Source organism: Polynucleobacter sp. JS-Fieb-80-E5 (genome assembly GCF_018882015.1).
Lineage (GTDB): Bacteria > Pseudomonadota > Gammaproteobacteria > Burkholderiales > Burkholderiaceae > Polynucleobacter.
Genome location: NZ_JACVPH010000001.1, coordinates 545,274 through 562,360 on the forward strand (window position 1 = coordinate 545,274; position 17,087 = coordinate 562,360).

Genomic DNA, 17,087 nt, shown 5'->3' on the forward strand with positions numbered 1-17,087 from the left:
GACTGCTCAGAATTGAACTATTTCACCTTCAGTCATCGGAATAATTTTGATATTGCTACCCTTCATAGCCTCCTGAAACTCGGCTAACGTACCTTTAGTCATCGGGTTAGAATTGTAATGCATTGGGATCACCATCTTTGGCTTCACCCAGGTGCGCAATGCATATGCAGCATCATCCGGAGCCATTGTGAAATTGCCTCCAATTGGAACCATTACTAGATCGGGCTTGTAGTGTTCGCTAATGAATTTCATATCGCTAAATAAGCCGGTATCTCCCATATGCCAAATCTTAAAGCCGTTCTCAAGCTCAATAATGAAGCCCATAGGCTCGCCAGCAGGGTGCGATTCTAATTTTTCTGTAGCAGGATTTTTCCAAACCAATAAAGAAGAATGTTCTGCTTGAACTGCAGTTACCTTGATTCCAGGCGCAGGTGTTACGCGACCCGTTTTATTAAAGCGATGACCCAGGTCTGCTGGCAGAATTCCCAAAGTAGTTAGTGGCGTCACCATATCGGCTGGACCATATAACTTGATGTTATTCATCTTAGCCACAGCTGGCGCATCGCCAAGATGGTCAACGTGTGCATGCGTCACTAGCAACACATCAATCGGACCAATCGCTGCCAAATCATTCTTGTAAATCGGCGGTGTCTTAGGACCGCCAGTAATCCAGGGATCAATCAGAATTATTTTTCCCTGAGGAGATTTAATCCGAAACCCTGCCTGTCCAAGCCATAGCGCCTCAGTCTTACCCTGAGCACCTACAGCTGAAGAATTCTGCGCATTACTGAGTGAGGCTGTTGAAACTAATATTGCCGAAAGCAATAGGCTCAAACCGCTTTTAGTTGAAAAGCATTTCATTCATTCATCTCCTGATGATTGTAGTAATCAGGAAACTATAGACCAAATTGAATGTTTAGGCTTATGACGCAATGCGTCAATTTTCAAGGCATTATTTCCAGAAAAGGGAAGCCTTTTGTGGTGAGTCGGATTTAATAGAAAGCGCCCTCTTTTGAACCACCCCTTGATAAGTTGCCTCGATCACATAGTCACCAGACTCAAGATTAATCAGCATATAAGGCCCATCTGCTTGGGCATCAAAAATGAGCTGTTTTTTAGAACTCATGATTTTGATACTTGCTCCGAAGATCCAGACTCCCCTGCCATTTTCTATTTGAGACATTTCTAATAGCAATGGCCATTGCTTTGCATCAGCTAAAATCGCAACCGTCTCACTCTCGCCTACCCCACCAGTGATGTAAGAAATTCCCTGTGAATGTTGTGTCTCAGGAATTTGTGCCAAGGACAAACAGCTCAATAAGATGATTGGAGTGGCAATCAGTATTTTGAGAAGTGTTTTCATACTTCTATCTTACGTCTGATTGATGCATAAAAAAAGCCCCGCATACACGGGGCTTATGTGCGTTAGAACACTTAAGCTTATGGAGTCATCACAATGGCGCCTGAAACTTTTCGTCCCTCAGCAGCACGATGCGCATCAGCAGCTTGCTCTAAAGAAAATTTAGCACCGATTTGTACTTTAACCTGCCCTTTGGCAATTGCATCAAATACTGCTTTGGCATTTTCTTTTAACAAAGCTGCAGTAGCGTTGTGCGGAAATACAGAAGGTCTAGTTAAAAACAGGCAGCCCTTCTTATTTAAGATCTCTGGCTGAATTTCTGGAGCTGGGCCTGAAGCAGCGCCAAACAAAGCGACTGTTCCAAAAGGAGCAGCACAATCTAAAGAGCCTAAGAAAGTAGTTTTAGCAACAGAGTCATAAACCACATTGGCTTTTTTGCCACCAGTGGCTTTAAGCACTTCTTCAACCCAATTTGCTTGAGAGTAATCAACAACAGCATCGCAACCCGCTTCTTTAGCAGCCGCAAACTTTGCTGGCGAACCCACAGTGCCCACGACAAATGCACCCAATGCTTTTGCCCAACCAGCTAATATTTGACCAACGCCGCCAGCAGCTGCGTGCACGAGCACTACATCACCCGCTTTTACTTTATAGGTTTTTTGCACAAGATATTGTGCAGTCATTGCTTTAAAGAAAACGGCTGCGGCTACTTCATCAGAAATATTGCTTGGCAGAACAACCAATTTGTCGGCTGCTACATTACGTGCACTTGCATAAGCACCAATCCCAGCATTCATATAAACGACGCGATCACCCACTTTTAAATCAGTTACGCCTTCGCCCAAAGCCTCAACCACACCCGTAGCCTCATGCCCAAGGCCCGTAGGCATCTCTAATGGATAAACGCCTGAGCGCTGATATACGTCAATGAAATTAAATCCAATGGCAGTTTGACGGAGTTGCACTTCACCTTTTGCAGGTGGTGGCAATTCTTTATCAATCACTTTGATTACGTCTGCACTACCTAGTTCAGTAAGACTAACGACTCGAGCTTTTGTCACAGGTCACCTAATTATTTTTATATATAGAAAAAACATCATACAGTAAGGGCGCCAACAGAATCGTCTTCAATTACCGCCCAAGTACTGTCACCCAACTTCTTTACTGCCATTGAATAAGTCCAGCCACCTGGAATTCCACAGCTCCATTCTTTCGGACCATTCTGAATCAATACATTGGTGTTATTTCTACCGTCATAGTACAGATGATAAATTTTTCCATGAATAGGATTAAAGCCAAATTTAGCGCTATGCACCATTTCCGTAGCATCTAGCCTTGCTTGCAGGGCTTTAGCTTGTTTCATCAAGACCTCAGCCTGCTCCATAATGCGATCGTACTCAAGCTTGGCATTTTGGCGAGCTACATTTACAGCCTTATCTTTTTCCTCAGTTACTTTGATGGGCGCAAACACGGGAGCACCCACCTCCATTGGATATTCAATCCCTGCATGTCGCGCTGGATCGGTATCTTCGATTCTCATGAAATGCCCTATATGTACTAATTTAATAAATAGATGTGATTACTTAATCAAGCCACATGCAATACGTGGGCCAGAATTTCCTGCAGGCTGAGATTTGTAATCATCCGGATCTCTATGCACAACCACAGAGCGACCGACAATTCCAGTTGGGCCTGTATTTACAGCAAATCCATGTAACTTAGCCGTGTAAGTTGCGTTGCCATTGGCATCGGACTTAATGTTGGGCAAATCTCCTGCATGATTCATACCGCTATTGGGCATGCCATGAGATTTTGTTTCAGGATTGAAGTGACCACCTGCGCTGGTTGCATCCGGAGCAGAGCAATCGCCTTTTTCATGAACATGAAAACCTTGCTCTGAGTTTGGCTTTAATCCAGAAAACTTACCATTGATGAGAACGTCATCTCCTTGCCAGGTAAACATAACATCACCCTTTGCCTGAGAGCCTGATCTTGAATCGAGGCTAGCGCTGGCTTTTTGACCCGTGCCTTGCTCCATCGATTGGCATGCTACTAATGACAACATTCCCACAGCGGACAAAGCAATCGAAATTTGCTTGAATTTCTTGTTCATTTAGATCTCCTTGGATGAGGCGCCCAAAGGCGACTTCCAAGAAAGTGTGACACAAATCGGGCGCTTTTGCTTAGCGCTTATAGAAGCTCAAAGTCACCTCACCCAAATCAATCCCAAACTTGCTCATCTTGGCCTTATTGAGCATTACCTTGGGGGTGACTAAGTACATCCAATCATTAAATTGCACGTTATAAATGGTGCCATCCACCGGCAATGCAAGGGTGTAGGTCCAGTTCAGAGCATTTCCGGCGAGCTGACCCTGTGCATCCCCCACCACATCATCGGCCCTACCAATATAGTTACCTGGAGATTGCTCAGTTAGCGTCCAGATGCGTGTTTGCTTTGTGCCATCAGAGTATTCAAAACGTTCATCCAAGGTGCCGACTTTTTTACCTTCAACTACCGTCCAATTTGCTTTGATCAGCACAGTAAAGCGCTTTTTCACTTCACCGCTACGATCAGTAAAGATGCCATAGGCATCAATCGTTCCAGAAAAGTATTCACTCAGCTCTAAGGCTGGTTTCTCAGCCGCATATTGAGATACCTGAGGTGAAGAGCATGAGACTAAAAGCGCTCCACAAAATATTGTGAATGCAAGGCGCGTAAAAAAAGATTTCATAACTTAACAAGCCTCATTAAAAAGTGGTGGTGGACAGGTTTGCCCCAATAGTTCTGTTCTCAGTTTAGGGGAGCTTGTTTTAGGATCTAACCAAATTCCAAAAAATGCTTTTGAAAACTCAGGTCCAGATATTTGCGCAATTTGCTTACCATCATGATAAAAAACTGTCCCTTGCTTAGGGGAATAGATAGCAGTCAAAGTCTGCCCTGACTCAACATTAGGCAAGAATGACGCCAACTCCTTACCCCAAAGGGCAGCCTGATCATCAGGCACGCCAGTGCGCTTCATTTCCTCTGCGCTCCGATTGGCAATTGATTTACCGGAGAAGGATTTTTGATAGCGCATATCTAAGGCAAACTCAGAGGAAGACAATGAGCCTACCCTATAAAAGGAAGCATCGTAAATATGTAGGCCCCACCAAGTCAGTCGCCCGCTTCCTTGCAGTTTTGCAGTGCTTAAATATGCTGGCACTTCCAAAGGATCGCGCGCAAAACTGGTCGGCACCAAGAAACTCAGTAGAGTAGCGATGAGAAGTAGGTGAATTTTCTTCATTGCTTTACAGACCTTGAACGGGCCTTGACTAATCGTAATGCTGCTGGCCCAAAAAGATTAGATATCGCATGCCGATTCTTGGCAAAAAAGAGATAAGCCAATTTCAAGAATGGTTGGAGCGGCTTTCTTGAAAAAAACCAGGCCATACGAGGTAAGTTTGCACGACGATAGGCCTCAGGAAAAACTGAGACGCCTTGAGTCAATTTGCCACTAGCATACTGACCATACATCGCCGCCAATGCAGCCTCACAAGAGACGCCCACCTTTTGAGGATCATACTGATCTGAGTTAATGTCGACAAAGCCCAATAGATTGTCTTGATTGCGTCCCGATAAAAAGAGAATCTCCGCCTGGCACAACGGGCAAGCGCCATCGTAAAACAAGGTAAGCTTTTCTAATTGAGTCATTGTTCAGCAAGTTTACGGCTTATTCAATAAACTGGCTGACACGGATATTTTTAAGGTTGCTATGCAAAAAGAAGTTGCGCTAAATGTTTTTGGTGAGCCCCTCATTCCCTGCTCTTTCGATCCCCTAACAGGGTTTTTTAGGGATGGTTGCTGCAAAACCAATGAAGAGGATGTGGGCAGTCACTTAGTTTGTGCGATTGTGACAAATGAATTTTTGCAATTTAGCCTGCAAAAAGGAAATGACCTCATCACCCCAAGACCAGAGTATCAATTTCCAGGGTTAGTGGCTGGTGCCCAATGGTGCCTATGCATCAATCGCTGGGTGGAGGCATTCAATGCCCAATGCGCGCCCTCTATCAAACTAGAAAGTACTCACATCAAAGCACTAGAGACTGTCCCTTTGAATATCCTGAAAGAATATTCCAGAGAAATGTAAAAGTGTGAAAGCGTTTTATACCGACCATTTTGTATTACCACTTCCAGAGGGTCATCGCTTTCCGATGGAAAAGTATTCTCGCTTACGTGATTTGGTGAGTGGAGAAAGAAATATTGAACTTGTAGAAGCACCACCTGTAACAGATACCCAAATTCTGTATGCTCACGACCCAAGCTATCTCATAAAAGTCATTGAGGGCAAGCTTTCTCCACAAGAACAAAGAGAGATTGGATTTCCGTGGAGCAAGCAGATGGTGGAACGTTCACGTCGCTCAGCAGGCGCCACGGTTGCTGCAGCCAAAACTGCTTTACGAGAAGGTATTGCCGCCAATCTTGCGGGCGGTACCCATCATGCATATCGAGATGCTGGTAGTGGGTTTTGTGTTTTCAACGACTCAGCTATTGCTGCCCGCGCTTTACAAAAAGAGATTAGCTCATCCCTCAAAGTTGCAGTGATTGATTTGGATGTGCACCAAGGAAATGGCACTGCGTCTATTTTGCAAAATGACGATTCTATTTTTACCCTTTCTATTCATGGAGAAAATAACTTTCCATTTAAAAAGGAAAAGGGCGATCTTGATTTGGGCTTAGAGGACGGTTGCGATGATGCCACCTATTTACATGCCCTATGCCAATCCCTAGATCAACTGGATTCACGCTTTAAGCCAGACTTTCTCATTTTTTTAGCTGGTGCCGACCCCCATGAAGGTGATCGCCTAGGAAGGCTGAATGTCAGTACAGCAGGAATGCGCTTGCGCGATGAGACTGTATTTCAGTATGCCTTGGATAGACAACTACCCATCGCGTTTTCAATGGCGGGCGGTTACGGAAAGGAAGTGACATCTACAGTGGATATTCACTTTCAGACCATTAAGACCGCCCTGCAATTTCAGAAGCAATATTAAATCTTTAGCTCTTCTTTTTTGAGACGCTTTTTGGGCTAGCGAGACTACTGACATTCTCAACGCTGCTCTCAAAATTCGTAAATGAGTCTGCCATTGCGGCACGAATCAACTCAAAATTTTGCAGGGCATTATTAAATGAGGTTTTAAAAACTGAGACATAAGCCTCGCTACCAAGCGGAGCATTATCTGTAGCATCATTTACAAAGTGAATTAAATCCGCCTTAGATTCTTGAATCATGGTTTCGGCAATATCGGCGAGCTCTTGATTACCGCTTTTAAGCACCTGAAGTAATTGGTTGTGATATTGGGAGATCTCTTTGGCAGCATCCTGCAATACCTCTGCATGAACATACTCAAATGCAGATCGAGGATCCTGAGTTTTCATTAGCTCAGATACTCTCTTCTGAATCATGCCGGCTAATTCCTGCGTCGCCCGCTGATTAATCTGTGCGATTGCCTGAGCACTTTCAATCGCCACGCGCCCAGCTGCCTTGGTTGCATCAATAGCTCTTTGTTGTCCTGGAATTGCATTCATATCAAGTGATTTCTTGGTCATATCAGCCTTTCAGATGGGAAATGTCAGATACCAATCTACTCTCGTTCAGGCGGGTTTCTATAGAGAAATACCAGTAGATCTACCCGATACAGGCAAAAGAAAAGCCCCAGACATTGCTAGCTGGGGCTCTAAGACTGCTGAGACATGGATAGACTCTGGTTTTAGCTTTACTCCAAACTTACTTTGTATCTGGCTTCTTCTTTGGAAGACTGTTCAGAGTCTCGGCACTATTGAGCTGCTGATCCACTAAGTAGAGCGTACCCCCATAGTTGGCCTGCAGATCGTATCCTGAGAGACCTACTGTGTAGAAAGTAATATCTGGGTTGAAGGAACGAATCGTACCGCCAGAACCAGCAGAAAAGTTCGCATCTACATCGATACCGCCACGGCGCCCATCAATTGAAGTCAACAAAAACTGATCGATAGCACCGGGAGTCTTAAAGATCGCCACTTGGTATTGATCCTGATACCCAGCCCCCAAACCTTCACCTGTTTTGAGCGCTTGCATAAAGATAGGTTCTTTGCGACGCTTATCAAAAAGGACGCCTTCACCACGGGCCACTACTAGCAAAACGATATTGACATTGGTAGTAGTGAAGACTGCATAGCCAGCTGCCTCGTCAATCTCTTTGCGAACAGAAGGGTTTTGCTTAATTAATGCATCAAGACCAGTCTTTGACATTTTCAAAGTAGCATCGCGCTTTTGAATAATCTCTGCAGTAGTGAGCGGCTTGCCATCTTGACCAGTGGATTGGCAGCCAGCTAGAAAAGCTGCTGACAACAAAGTTAAGGTAAGGTATTTCAAAAAAGATTTATGTGTATTGGTCATATTTAGGTGATTGATAGGGTTTAAATAGTCAGTCTCAATTGAGAGTATTACTCTAAGGATCTGGGCTTCTTGGTTTCCGATACCGGAATAACTTTTCCGCCCAAAACTGTCGCATACACTCCAACATCTTTAATTTTGATTGCGGGAACAGTTTGTGGGTCCGCATCTAAGACCGCAAAGTCTGCGAACTTGCCGGCTTCAATACTCCCTACCTTATCCTCTACTCCTAAAGTGTAAGCAGCATTAATGGTGATCATCTTCATTGCATCAGAGGCAGTTACCGCCTCAGCTGAGCCCCACACCTTGCCATCGTTGTACACATCCTTACGAGTCACTGCAGTCCACGCCTCTTTTAAGGGCACAGGCGCAGACACAGGCGCATCTGAATGAATAGAAGTAACAATGCCATTGCGAACTAAAGTACCAAGTCGAGTTGCATAAGATACGCGATCCATACCTAAGGCTGGGTATTCCAATTTAGCGCGCTCAGAAATATAAGAAATATTGGCACTGACTACAGCACCAAGGGCCTTAATCTTCATCACCATTGCAGTCGATGGAATACCAAAATGGTTAATCGTGTACCGATGATCAAAGCGTGGCTTGGCATCAATCATTAACTGTAAAGCGTTAATAGAATTTTGATTGCCAATATCCCCATTGCTATGAATGTGAATGTGATAACCCGCGTCCCACCATGGCTTCATGGCAGTAGCAAAGTCTTGTGCAGACTTATAGTTTGACGAGCCTAGACTTCCATCGGTATAGCCTGGGTGCTCCATACGCATGGTTTCTGGTAAGTAACCGCCATCACTATAGAACTTCACGCCTTGGAATATCAAACGGTCGTTGTCTTGCTGTTGTAGAGCCTGTGCTTCTGCAATCGCCTTATCACCATACTTCTGAATAAAGGGCTCTGAGTAAACGACAGGAACAATCCTTAAGGCGCCTGCGGAGGATTGACTAAAGGCCTTAGCAATCTTGAGCTCCATATCGATGTTCAAAGTACCAAATGCCAAATCACCAGAAGTGGTGATTCCGCCCTGCTGCATGAGATCACTCATATATAAATAGTCAGTCGGAATTTCACTGGGGTTGAGAACATCTTTTCCAGCAATGCCCAAAATATAAGTTACCGCAGGGATTTCTAAGAACTGGCCATTTAATTGACCATCCTTATCAATGCCTACGCCTTTCACATTCTTCACCTTCTCAGGCGTGATGCCATAAAACTTGATGAAAGCACTATTGACATACATATCATGGCCCGAAGCATCCCATACAACAATGGGTCTCGTGCTCGAAGCTTGATCTAAGAGCTGACGATCAGGCATCTTCCCCATAGCCACTACGTCAAAGCCCCAAGCCAATAGTGTCTTGTTCGGATCCTTGATGTCATCAGAGTATTTTTTGAGCTGTGTCATTGCTGACTGTAAATTAGCAACCCCAGGAAACGCTGGCCCCCATGGATTTGGCATAGGCGATGGTGTCAGTAATGGTTTGTTGAACAAAATACCACCCAACAAAGGGTGCGCATGTGGCTCAATAAATCCCGGGTACATGACTTTATTAGCAAAATCTTTATTAATCTGCGTTGGGTACTTGCTTGTCCAAGGCTTCATATCTTCCAAAGAGCCTACAGACAAAATACGTCCATCAGCAACAGCAACAGCAGTTGCATTAGGAATCGCCGGATCCATCGTGACAATTTTTTTGGCCACAAATACAGTGATATTGGTGACCTTAGGTGTTGATGGAGGATCAAGCAATTGAACCGCTGAAACAAGGCCAGAGAATAGACCTAGTACACCGGCATAAATAATTTTAGACTTTAGATTCACTGGGAGCCTCTATCAAACCTTCATTTATAAAATACTAAGCATGCGTCAATTGCAATCATCAATCTATTAAAAAAAGAAGCTCGACAAGCGAGCCCCTTTTAATCATGGATATCCAAACTTCAATTAATTAATTCACTGGAACCAAAATCTTAGGTTGAGCTAATTTGACATACTTTATTTCTTTAGCATTCACATCCATTTTTTTCAGATCAAATGCATACGTATTATTGTTTTCAAACATCTTGACGTTGTAAACCATGGTTTTATTGTTCGCCACAATGCTCCATTCAGTTACCTCATAGCCACCAGTGCCGCCACCATAAGGGTTACTAGCTGGCAAGGTCACTGATCCAGGAGGAATATCAAAGCTTCCTAGAATGTGCCAAGCAGCACCGTCCATTTGGGCGTTGGTAAAGTTTGTTGGCACTGAGTTAGATAAAAACAGTGCGCGAATGAAGCGGCTTGGGCTTAGGAAATCGCCAGGAAGACCATGCAATCCATTACCAGAACTCGGTGCTGCGTAGGTAGCTCCATTAATAACTAGTGGTGGCTTCTCTACCTTAGAGAGATTGGCATAATTTCCAATGCTATTGAGGTGATCCTGAAATGGAGGATCATTTGTTAAAACAGTCGTTGGATTGTCCATAATAGATAATCCATTTTTGGAGTACTCTACTACGATACTTTTACCGTTAGCATCGTGCAACGTATAGTGCACTGGTGGAGTTTGATTTCCATAAACAGCCAACTTTGCGCCATTGACTTTAATCTTTGGTAGACCGGCCTTCACTTCATCAACAGTAGCAAAATTCGTCAGCACATAAGTGAGCACCTGAACTGAATTGATGCTACTGGATGACTCAGCTTGAGTAACTGCTTGGTAAGCGGCACTATTGGGATAATTCAGTACACCTCCAACGAGGCCTTTCTCATTCATGCCGTCGACAAGTTCAGGCAAGCCAAGCGCATTCATTCCAGCTACCGCATATTTTGAATTCCAATTCAGACCAGAACCATATTTACCATCAACACCAATTCCCTGATGGGCATAAGCTCTTGGAATAGTCGTTAACTGAGAATTCAATGGCAAACCAAATTCCATTGTGCGGCCATAAACATAGCCGCCATCGCTCCCTTTTAGCAAGAAGCTAGTGCAGGCATTACTCACTAATGGAGCAAATGCCAAAGTAACCGAAACCGAAGCAGCTAGTACTTTTTTGAACATCTTTTGTTTCATGATTAACTTCCTATCTTGTATAAGTTAGTACTTCTAAGGCAAATTACTTCAGAATAACTAGTGTTGCTGTTGCACGAGCACCCCAACCAGATGGTCCGCCCGGAGTATTGCTCACGTAATACATCGGGCCTGCACCGAAAGAAACAGGAACACCATCAAACACCATTAATTTAGAGACGCCAGCGTAAAGAGGGTTGGAGGTACGGTGAGCATCGTAGTTATAAAGCGCTTCCATATTCACCGTATAAGTCCAAGCCTCTTTGTTGGTATAGGCCACAAAAGGTTGTCCATACAAATTATTTTGTGTACCAAAAGTTGGATTGCCACCTACATTCCATGATTGATAACCAAGCAGGCCATAAGTCCATGGGCCATCACGGTTTAGTACTACCCCAGTCACGCCGGCACCTGTTTGTTGTGAGCCAAACTTACCACTATTACCTGATGGTGATTGAGCGTAGGGGCCAATACCCCAAATCCAAGAGGAGTTGGTATTAGGCGCATAGAAAGACTCGAGAGTTACGCTAGCAATGCCATAGCCAGAGAATGACTTGCCTGAAGCATCTTGAACACTAACTTCTCTCACACCCGCAACAATTGGTCTCACGATAAAGACATCCCCACCGCCAATATTAAATGGCGCTACCGGCTGAAATAGGAGTGACTGCTCTGAGCCGCCTTGGTTTTTACCTACGCCACGACTAAATTCATATTGCAGTGGCACAGAGATCATATTAGCGATTGGGTTTGCCAATTTCTTGGCAATATCAACGTTGTTTACCTCTGGCTTGGCAGAAACACTCACTTCGCCAGATTTCTCAGCCGAAATTGTGCCTGCACGCGCAGGAATTTCTTGAGCAAAAACTGAAATGCTTATGAATCCAAGTGCCACTAAAGGAGTAAATATTTTTAAAGTAAATTTCATAAAATATTTAAAAGAGATTTAAAAGTGGAATGTTGCTGATAATTGCGGGCCTTGAAAGGTTGTCTTCTGAAGAAGGCCTGCACCGTTAGTCTTCGAGCTACTCATGTCATAGTAAAGACCGCGATAAACCAAGGAGACATCAACCCACTTTTCAATCGTCTTACCAACACCAGCCATTGCCTGCCAAGTCACGTTAGTTGTTCCGCCGCCACTGCCGATATCAGCGTAGAAAGGAATATACCAAGTGGAATCTGCGATGCGATAGCGTCCTTTAAAGCCAACAATCGGATCGACAGTACTGACAGTCTTAGAGTCGCTTAATGAATAGTTGGTGCCATCAAGTGCAAGGTTCATCGTAGCAGTCATGCTAATCCAGCGAACCCCTAATAAACCATCAATATTGGCATTTTGATTATTGACTAAATTATAAGTAGCAGCACCAGTCAGCATAGTTTGCTGAACCGTAGGTTTCATCGCCAGCTTAAAGTTGTAACCCGGCGCTGGAGTGACTGAAGTAGTACCACTCTTTTGCAATGTAGCACTAACCAGATCAGCCATTATTCCCCAGCTACCATAATGAGCCTCTCCAGAAATCATTCCTCCTGATTTGAGGTTGCTAATAATATCGCTCATGTTCACGTCTGCAGTATTAAGGTACTTACCTTTGTAATTCAGTGTTGAACTAATATTAGGAAGCCAGACATAAGGCGTTACATCAACAGTCCACTGATTAGAGATCTTGGGAATCGGTGTGAGCGCCTCATCTGCATGAGCAACACCTACAGACATGAAGATTGCAGATATAGCTATTAGAGATGCAAGAATTTTCTTATTCATAAAAGGACCGATGCGATATAAGGTTGGTAAGGAAATATTTAATACTAATTTTGGTACTAATTATAGTCTGTAGGCTTAACCGTAAAAGACCTGCGCTCTAGAAGTTATAGGAGATCTTCGCGTAGGTAGACCAGTCGTACTGGTGATAACTTTGAACCACTTGTTTACTAGCACCCACTGCAAATACCCAGTCCTTAGTGAGGCGATGGGTCACCATAGCATCAATCGGCACAAACCAGCCCCCTCCAGCAGAGTTGTAAACCGCACCGTTTTCATCCCAAAAACGCAGCATTGTGTTTGGAGATAGCTGGAAGCCAATAGTTGGGAATATTTGCAGGTTTCTGACCAATGCAGGTTGATTGGGGTTAATGGTCTGATTATTGTTTTTAGTATCGAAGCCGTACATATAGCGCAATAAGGGCGAGAAATCGGTCACACCCAACAGACTATCGACCTCAGGAACAAATGACCACCCTAATTGCGGGCCAACCGCCCACTGCCCATTATTACCAAATGGAAATACAACACGACCACCAACCAAAGCACCCAATGACTTAAGAAAAGTTCGGTCTTGACCCCAGATAGTGACCATGGTGTTGCCCGCACTGAATTGCCCTGAATTATTAGCGGACGAAATGGAGTTGTAATTGGATGCGTAAGAACTATCGAGACGTATACGCCCTCGCCAATCACCTGCCTCCAAGGGATTGTAGTAACGTAACTTCAAAATATTTTGATAATTATCGTTACCGTCGTAATTGTGATAACCCCAAAACTCTAACACCTTGCTGTTCGTCAGCTGCTGAGAATCATTATCAAATTTTGAGAGGGGAACCAGTAAGCCCTCTGCATAACTTGCTGAAGCAAAAAGACTGATGATGAGTAATAAAAATAATTTCATAAAAAGGCGATGCCACCCTAAGGTGGCATTTATTAAATATAGCTCTTTAAATATTTTGCAGCTTACGGCATTACAACATGCCAAACATTATTGACGTTATCACCCGTCTTATCGCCAGGGTTTTTGTCCTTAACAAAGAAGTACAGTGGCTTGCCTTTATAGGTCAATTGCTTCTGACCATCGTTACGACTGATATAGGAAAAGTCACCGGAGAGCTTAATGCCTGGCTCCACATAGACTGGAGGCCAGTTGGTCGCACAGGTTGATACGCACTCTGACTTGCCTGAGCCTGCCTGATCTTTATCAAAGGTATAAATGGTCTTGCCATAACTACTAGTCAAAATACCATTGGTTACTTTAATAAAATCTGCTGAAGATGTTTTGACATCAGGCGCACCCGAGCAAGCAGCCAATCCCAATGCAACTGTTACTACTGCGCAAAGTCTTAATAAATATTTCATTGTTGATCCTTTTATATAAGCTACGAATTAATTACCTGGGCCAACCAAAGTAACTTCAATGCGACGATTCTGTGCACGACCTTCTGGAGTTGCATTAGAAGCAATTGGATTAGATTCGCCCATGCCTTGCGCAGAAATAAGACTCTGACTTACGCCCTTGCGAATAAGGTAGTCAACCACGTTATCCGCTCTCTTGGATGACAGATCGAGATTAGTAGTAATGCCTTGATTACGTAACTCAGCACCAATAGCAACGTTATCTGTATAGCCACGAACCACTACCTTAGTATTTTTGAAGCCAGATAATGTGGGCGCCATTTTTGCTAATACCTGCTCAGCTTTGGCATTCAAACGATAGCCGCCTTCTGGGAACAAAATTTTGTCGCGGATCGTGATGCGCAACTCACCTTGTAATTGGCGAATTTCTACTTCATCGCCCTGGTAAGCCTGTTGGAGCTGGCTATACGCCTGGTCCAATTGGTTGTATTTACCTTCGGTGACGCAGGCACTTAAGAGCGCAAGTGCTGCAATAGATAAGGCTAGTAATCCTTGTTTCATGAGACTCATGTCATTTCTCCAGATTCAGTAAAAAAATTAGCCTTGCAGGCATTAAGACCACTATAGCCCAAAGACCAACCCACGCCCTTCTAATACCTAAAAAATCGTAATGTTGATGAAAAATCTAGAAATAACCCGTTTTAAGCACACCCCAGGCCCTGAAATCAATTATCTATAAATTCGATCATAAATATCAAATTTATTCATTAGACAAATAATCAACTGAGGTTCAAAATTCATCCAGTTGCAGTAGTTACTAAAGAAATTGATTAACCAACACTAGGAGCACAGTATGTCCATTATTAATACCGCAGTTCAACCATTCAAAACCGAAGCTTTCCACAACGGCAAGTTCGTAACTGTTACTGATGAAACCCTCAAAGGCCATTGGTCAGTTTTGATTTTCATGCCAGCAGCTTTTACTTTTAACTGCCCAACAGAAATTGAAGATGCAGCTGAGAACTATGCTGAATTTCAAAAATTAGGGGCTGAAGTATATATCGTGACAACCGATACTCATTTCTCACACAAGGTTTGGCACGAGACTTCTCCTGCTGTTGGGAAAGCAAAGTTCCCACTCGTTGGCGATCCAACACACACATTGACAAACGCTTTCGGTGTTCACATTCCTGAAGCTGGTTTGGCATTGCGTGGCACATTCATCATCAACCCAGAAGGCATCATTAAGACAGCAGAGATTCATTCAAATGAAATCGCTCGTGATGTTTCTGAAACTTTGCGTAAGTTGAAGGCCGCTCAGTACACGGCAGCACACCCAGGTGAAGTATGTCCTGCTAAGTGGAAAGAAGGCGCAGCAACATTGACTCCATCTTTGGATCTCGTAGGCAAGATCTAAGTTGAATCAGTAATCCATAGACTCTCTTCGGAGAGTCTATTGGAGAGGACTAGATCCTGCCCAATAGACTCACCTAAAAAATACCCAAGGAAATCATCATGCTCGATACCAATATCAAATCCCAGTTAAAGGTATATTTTGAAAAGATTGTTAGCCCCATCGTTCTCGTGGCTAGCCTAGATGACAGCGACAGCTCCAAGCAGATGCTTGAACTCTTAAATGAAGTAGCTGAGCAGTCAGACAAAATCACCCTTAAAACAGATGGTCAAGCTGAACATAAGCCTAGCTTTACCGTTAGCAAGACTGATCAAGTTGCTCGCATTACTTTTGCCGGCCTACCAATGGGTCACGAGATGACATCTTTCATCTTGGCTATTTTGCAGGCTAGCGACTACCCAGCCAAAGTAGAGCAAGAAATCATTGATCGCATTACTAAATTAGATGACAAGCTTAGCTTTCAGACCTTCATCTCGTTGTCATGCCACAACTGCCCTGACGTTGTTCAGGCACTGAACTTAATGGCAACTCTCAATCCAAACGTTACCCATGAAATGGTTGATGGCGCTCTTTACCAAGGCTTGGTAGATCAATACCAAATCATGGCTGTACCAACTGTGATTCTCAATGGCGAAGTATTTGGTCAAGGCCGCATGAGTGTTGAAGAGATTGTTGCCAAGCTTGATACCTCTACCCCTAAAGAAGAGGCTGCAAAGCTTTCTGCTAAAGAGTCCTTTGATGTTTTAGTCATTGGCGGTGGGCCTGCCGGTGCTGCTGCTGCTATCTACGCGGCACGCAAAGGTATTCGCACCGGCATTGTGGCTGAACGTTTTGGCGGACAGGTCATGGACACTATGGGTATTGAAAACTTCATTTCTGTAAAAGAAACGGAAGGACCTAAATTAGTGCAAGCGCTCGAGCAACACGTGAAGAGCTATGAAGTCGACATCATGAACTTACAGCGCGCCAATGCTTTGCGCAAAACGAATCATGGTCTTGAAGTGGAATTAGCCAACGGTGCAGTTCTGAATAGCAAATCTGTGATCATCAGTACTGGTGCCCGCTGGAGAGAAATGAATGTTCCTGGCGAACAAGAATACCGCGGCAAAGGGGTTGCTTACTGCCCTCACTGTGATGGCCCTTTATTTAAAGGTAAGCGTGTAGCGGTGATTGGCGGCGGTAATTCCGGTGTTGAGGCTGCCATTGATTTAGCGGGTATCGTTAGTCACGTGACCTTAATTGAATTCGATAGTAAGTTGCGGGCTGATGCAGTATTGCAAAAGAAGATGGCTAGCATGCCAAACGTTACTGTCATTATGAGCGCACTCACCAAAGAAGTATTGGGTGCCAATGGCAAGGTCAATGGCTTGCGCTACCAAGATCGCACCAACAGCACTGAGAACAATATTGAACTGGAAGGTATCTTTGTACAAATCGGCTTGTTACCAAACACTGATTGGCTCAAAGGCACTATTGATCTTTCTAAGCACGGGGAAGTTATCATCGACGCAAAAGGTGAAACTTCTTTGCCGGGAGTATTTGCAGCTGGAGACTGCACCACTGTTCCATACAAGCAAATCATTATTGCTATGGGTGAAGGTGCTAAAGCTTCTCTAGGAGCATTTGATTACCTCATTCGCTCATCGGTTACCGAGCCAGAAGAAGCGGTTGCTGCATAACTAATAATCAATTTGCAGC

General features: G+C 44.0%; 21 protein-coding genes. 4 read left to right on the forward strand and 17 right to left on the reverse strand.

Annotated elements, in window-relative coordinates; translation table 11 throughout:
* Window positions 1–6 precede the first annotated feature (6 nt).
* The 8 genes from ICN44_RS02605 to ICN44_RS02640 form a co-directional block, all read right to left on the reverse strand.
* Complete coding sequence (locus tag ICN44_RS02605) at window positions 7–861, reverse strand: metal-dependent hydrolase (RefSeq protein WP_216262566.1); 855 nt, start codon at window positions 859–861, stop codon at window positions 7–9.
* Between the two features lie 91 nt (window positions 862–952).
* Entirely contained in the window at window positions 953–1,363 is a 411-nt protein-coding gene (locus tag ICN44_RS02610) for a carboxypeptidase regulatory-like domain-containing protein (RefSeq protein ID WP_216262567.1), read from the reverse strand.
* 77 nt (window positions 1,364–1,440) lie between these two features.
* The gene (locus ICN44_RS02615; protein WP_216120540.1) at window positions 1,441–2,421 is read right to left on the reverse strand and encodes a zinc-binding dehydrogenase; all 981 of its coding nucleotides are present in this window, start codon (window positions 2,419–2,421) and stop codon (window positions 1,441–1,443) included.
* A 35-nt stretch (window positions 2,422–2,456) separates the two neighbouring features.
* Entirely contained in the window at window positions 2,457–2,900 is a 444-nt protein-coding gene (locus tag ICN44_RS02620; protein WP_216262568.1) for a DUF2452 domain-containing protein, read from the reverse strand.
* A 39-nt stretch (window positions 2,901–2,939) separates the two neighbouring features.
* Window positions 2,940–3,473 (reverse strand): superoxide dismutase family protein, encoded by a 534-nt coding sequence (locus ICN44_RS02625; RefSeq protein WP_255537348.1) that lies wholly within the window; start codon window positions 3,471–3,473, stop codon window positions 2,940–2,942.
* Between the two features lie 70 nt (window positions 3,474–3,543).
* On the reverse strand, window positions 3,544–4,092 hold the full coding sequence (locus ICN44_RS02630) for a DUF3833 domain-containing protein (protein ID WP_215358368.1): 549 nt from the start codon (window positions 4,090–4,092) through the stop codon (window positions 3,544–3,546).
* A 3-nt stretch (window positions 4,093–4,095) separates the two neighbouring features.
* Complete coding sequence (locus tag ICN44_RS02635) at window positions 4,096–4,644, reverse strand: chalcone isomerase family protein (RefSeq protein ID WP_216262569.1); 549 nt, start codon at window positions 4,642–4,644, stop codon at window positions 4,096–4,098.
* Window positions 4,641–5,051: a thiol-disulfide oxidoreductase DCC family protein gene (locus ICN44_RS02640; protein ID WP_216262570.1), complete on the reverse strand. Its 411-nt coding sequence runs from the start codon at window positions 5,049–5,051 to the stop codon at window positions 4,641–4,643. The genes ICN44_RS02635 and ICN44_RS02640 overlap by 4 nt, the downstream gene beginning before the upstream one ends.
* A gap of 61 nt (window positions 5,052–5,112) precedes the next feature.
* On the opposite strand from ICN44_RS02640, the gene ICN44_RS02645 reads away from it, so the two are divergent.
* Together ICN44_RS02645 and ICN44_RS02650 are read left to right on the forward strand one after the other, a co-directional pair.
* On the forward strand, window positions 5,113–5,487 hold the full coding sequence (locus tag ICN44_RS02645) for a DUF2237 family protein (protein ID WP_216262571.1): 375 nt from the start codon (window positions 5,113–5,115) through the stop codon (window positions 5,485–5,487).
* Between the two features lie 4 nt (window positions 5,488–5,491).
* A complete protein-coding gene (locus ICN44_RS02650) occupies window positions 5,492–6,391 on the forward strand; it encodes a histone deacetylase (RefSeq protein ID WP_216262572.1) in 900 nt (299 codons plus the stop codon).
* 4 nt (window positions 6,392–6,395) lie between these two features.
* Here ICN44_RS02650 and ICN44_RS02655 read toward each other — a convergent pair whose 3' ends face one another.
* From ICN44_RS02655 to ICN44_RS02695, 9 genes are all read right to left on the reverse strand, one after another.
* Entirely contained in the window at window positions 6,396–6,947 is a 552-nt protein-coding gene (locus tag ICN44_RS02655; protein WP_216262573.1) for a phasin family protein, read from the reverse strand.
* A gap of 178 nt (window positions 6,948–7,125) precedes the next feature.
* A complete protein-coding gene (locus ICN44_RS02660) occupies window positions 7,126–7,776 on the reverse strand; it encodes a hypothetical protein (protein WP_216262574.1) in 651 nt (216 codons plus the stop codon).
* A gap of 47 nt (window positions 7,777–7,823) precedes the next feature.
* Window positions 7,824–9,617: an amidohydrolase family protein gene (locus ICN44_RS02665; protein ID WP_216262575.1), complete on the reverse strand. Its 1,794-nt coding sequence runs from the start codon at window positions 9,615–9,617 to the stop codon at window positions 7,824–7,826.
* Window positions 9,618–9,744: 127 nt separating this feature from the next.
* The gene (locus tag ICN44_RS02670; RefSeq protein ID WP_216262576.1) at window positions 9,745–10,854 is read right to left on the reverse strand and encodes a linear amide C-N hydrolase; all 1,110 of its coding nucleotides are present in this window, start codon (window positions 10,852–10,854) and stop codon (window positions 9,745–9,747) included.
* A 43-nt stretch (window positions 10,855–10,897) separates the two neighbouring features.
* Window positions 10,898–11,779, reverse strand: coding sequence for a hypothetical protein (locus ICN44_RS02675; RefSeq protein WP_216262577.1), 882 nt, complete (start codon window positions 11,777–11,779; stop codon window positions 10,898–10,900).
* Window positions 11,780–11,797: 18 nt separating this feature from the next.
* Entirely contained in the window at window positions 11,798–12,616 is an 819-nt protein-coding gene (locus tag ICN44_RS02680) for a hypothetical protein (RefSeq protein WP_216262578.1), read from the reverse strand.
* 97 nt (window positions 12,617–12,713) lie between these two features.
* Window positions 12,714–13,517, reverse strand: coding sequence for a hypothetical protein (locus tag ICN44_RS02685; RefSeq protein WP_216262579.1), 804 nt, complete (start codon window positions 13,515–13,517; stop codon window positions 12,714–12,716).
* A gap of 62 nt (window positions 13,518–13,579) precedes the next feature.
* On the reverse strand, window positions 13,580–13,978 hold the full coding sequence (locus tag ICN44_RS02690; protein ID WP_216262580.1) for a hypothetical protein: 399 nt from the start codon (window positions 13,976–13,978) through the stop codon (window positions 13,580–13,582).
* A gap of 27 nt (window positions 13,979–14,005) precedes the next feature.
* Window positions 14,006–14,545: an OmpA family protein gene (locus tag ICN44_RS02695; RefSeq protein ID WP_304609734.1), complete on the reverse strand. Its 540-nt coding sequence runs from the start codon at window positions 14,543–14,545 to the stop codon at window positions 14,006–14,008.
* A gap of 283 nt (window positions 14,546–14,828) precedes the next feature.
* Here ICN44_RS02695 and ahpC point away from each other — a divergent pair, with 283 nt between their 5' ends.
* Both ahpC and ahpF read left to right on the forward strand, forming a co-directional pair.
* Complete coding sequence (ahpC, locus tag ICN44_RS02700) at window positions 14,829–15,392, forward strand: alkyl hydroperoxide reductase subunit C (RefSeq protein ID WP_215322991.1); 564 nt, start codon at window positions 14,829–14,831, stop codon at window positions 15,390–15,392.
* A 98-nt stretch (window positions 15,393–15,490) separates the two neighbouring features.
* Window positions 15,491–17,068: an alkyl hydroperoxide reductase subunit F gene (gene ahpF, locus ICN44_RS02705; protein ID WP_216262581.1), complete on the forward strand. Its 1,578-nt coding sequence runs from the start codon at window positions 15,491–15,493 to the stop codon at window positions 17,066–17,068.
* Window positions 17,069–17,087: the final 19 nt, after the last annotated feature.

Bases quoted from the DNA above. Each gene is read 5' to 3' on its own strand.
- ICN44_RS02605 (WP_216262566.1), bottom strand. From the start codon at position 861: ATGAAATGCTTTTCAACTAAAAGCGGTTTGAGCCTATTGCTTTCGGCA.
- ICN44_RS02610 (WP_216262567.1), bottom strand. From the start codon at position 1,363: ATGAAAACACTTCTCAAAATACTGATTGCCACTCCAATCATCTTATTG.
- ICN44_RS02620 (WP_216262568.1), bottom strand. From the start codon at position 2,900: ATGAGAATCGAAGATACCGATCCAGCGCGACATGCAGGGATTGAATAT.
- ICN44_RS02625 (WP_255537348.1), bottom strand. From the start codon at position 3,473: ATGAACAAGAAATTCAAGCAAATTTCGATTGCTTTGTCCGCTGTGGGA.
- ICN44_RS02630 (WP_215358368.1), bottom strand. From the start codon at position 4,092: ATGAAATCTTTTTTTACGCGCCTTGCATTCACAATATTTTGTGGAGCG.
- ICN44_RS02635 (WP_216262569.1), bottom strand. From the start codon at position 4,644: ATGAAGAAAATTCACCTACTTCTCATCGCTACTCTACTGAGTTTCTTG.
- ICN44_RS02640 (WP_216262570.1), bottom strand. From the start codon at position 5,051: ATGACTCAATTAGAAAAGCTTACCTTGTTTTACGATGGCGCTTGCCCG.
- ICN44_RS02645 (WP_216262571.1), top strand. From the start codon at position 5,113: ATGCAAAAAGAAGTTGCGCTAAATGTTTTTGGTGAGCCCCTCATTCCC.
- ICN44_RS02655 (WP_216262573.1), bottom strand. From the start codon at position 6,947: ATGACCAAGAAATCACTTGATATGAATGCAATTCCAGGACAACAAAGA.
- ICN44_RS02660 (WP_216262574.1), bottom strand. From the start codon at position 7,776: ATGACCAATACACATAAATCTTTTTTGAAATACCTTACCTTAACTTTG.
- ICN44_RS02670 (WP_216262576.1), bottom strand. From the start codon at position 10,854: ATGAAACAAAAGATGTTCAAAAAAGTACTAGCTGCTTCGGTTTCGGTT.
- ICN44_RS02675 (WP_216262577.1), bottom strand. From the start codon at position 11,779: ATGAAATTTACTTTAAAAATATTTACTCCTTTAGTGGCACTTGGATTC.
- ICN44_RS02680 (WP_216262578.1), bottom strand. From the start codon at position 12,616: ATGAATAAGAAAATTCTTGCATCTCTAATAGCTATATCTGCAATCTTC.
- ICN44_RS02685 (WP_216262579.1), bottom strand. From the start codon at position 13,517: ATGAAATTATTTTTATTACTCATCATCAGTCTTTTTGCTTCAGCAAGT.
- ICN44_RS02690 (WP_216262580.1), bottom strand. From the start codon at position 13,978: ATGAAATATTTATTAAGACTTTGCGCAGTAGTAACAGTTGCATTGGGA.
- ICN44_RS02695 (WP_304609734.1), bottom strand. From the start codon at position 14,545: ATGAGTCTCATGAAACAAGGATTACTAGCCTTATCTATTGCAGCACTT.
- ahpC (WP_215322991.1), top strand. From the start codon at position 14,829: ATGTCCATTATTAATACCGCAGTTCAACCATTCAAAACCGAAGCTTTC.
- ahpF (WP_216262581.1), top strand. From the start codon at position 15,491: ATGCTCGATACCAATATCAAATCCCAGTTAAAGGTATATTTTGAAAAG.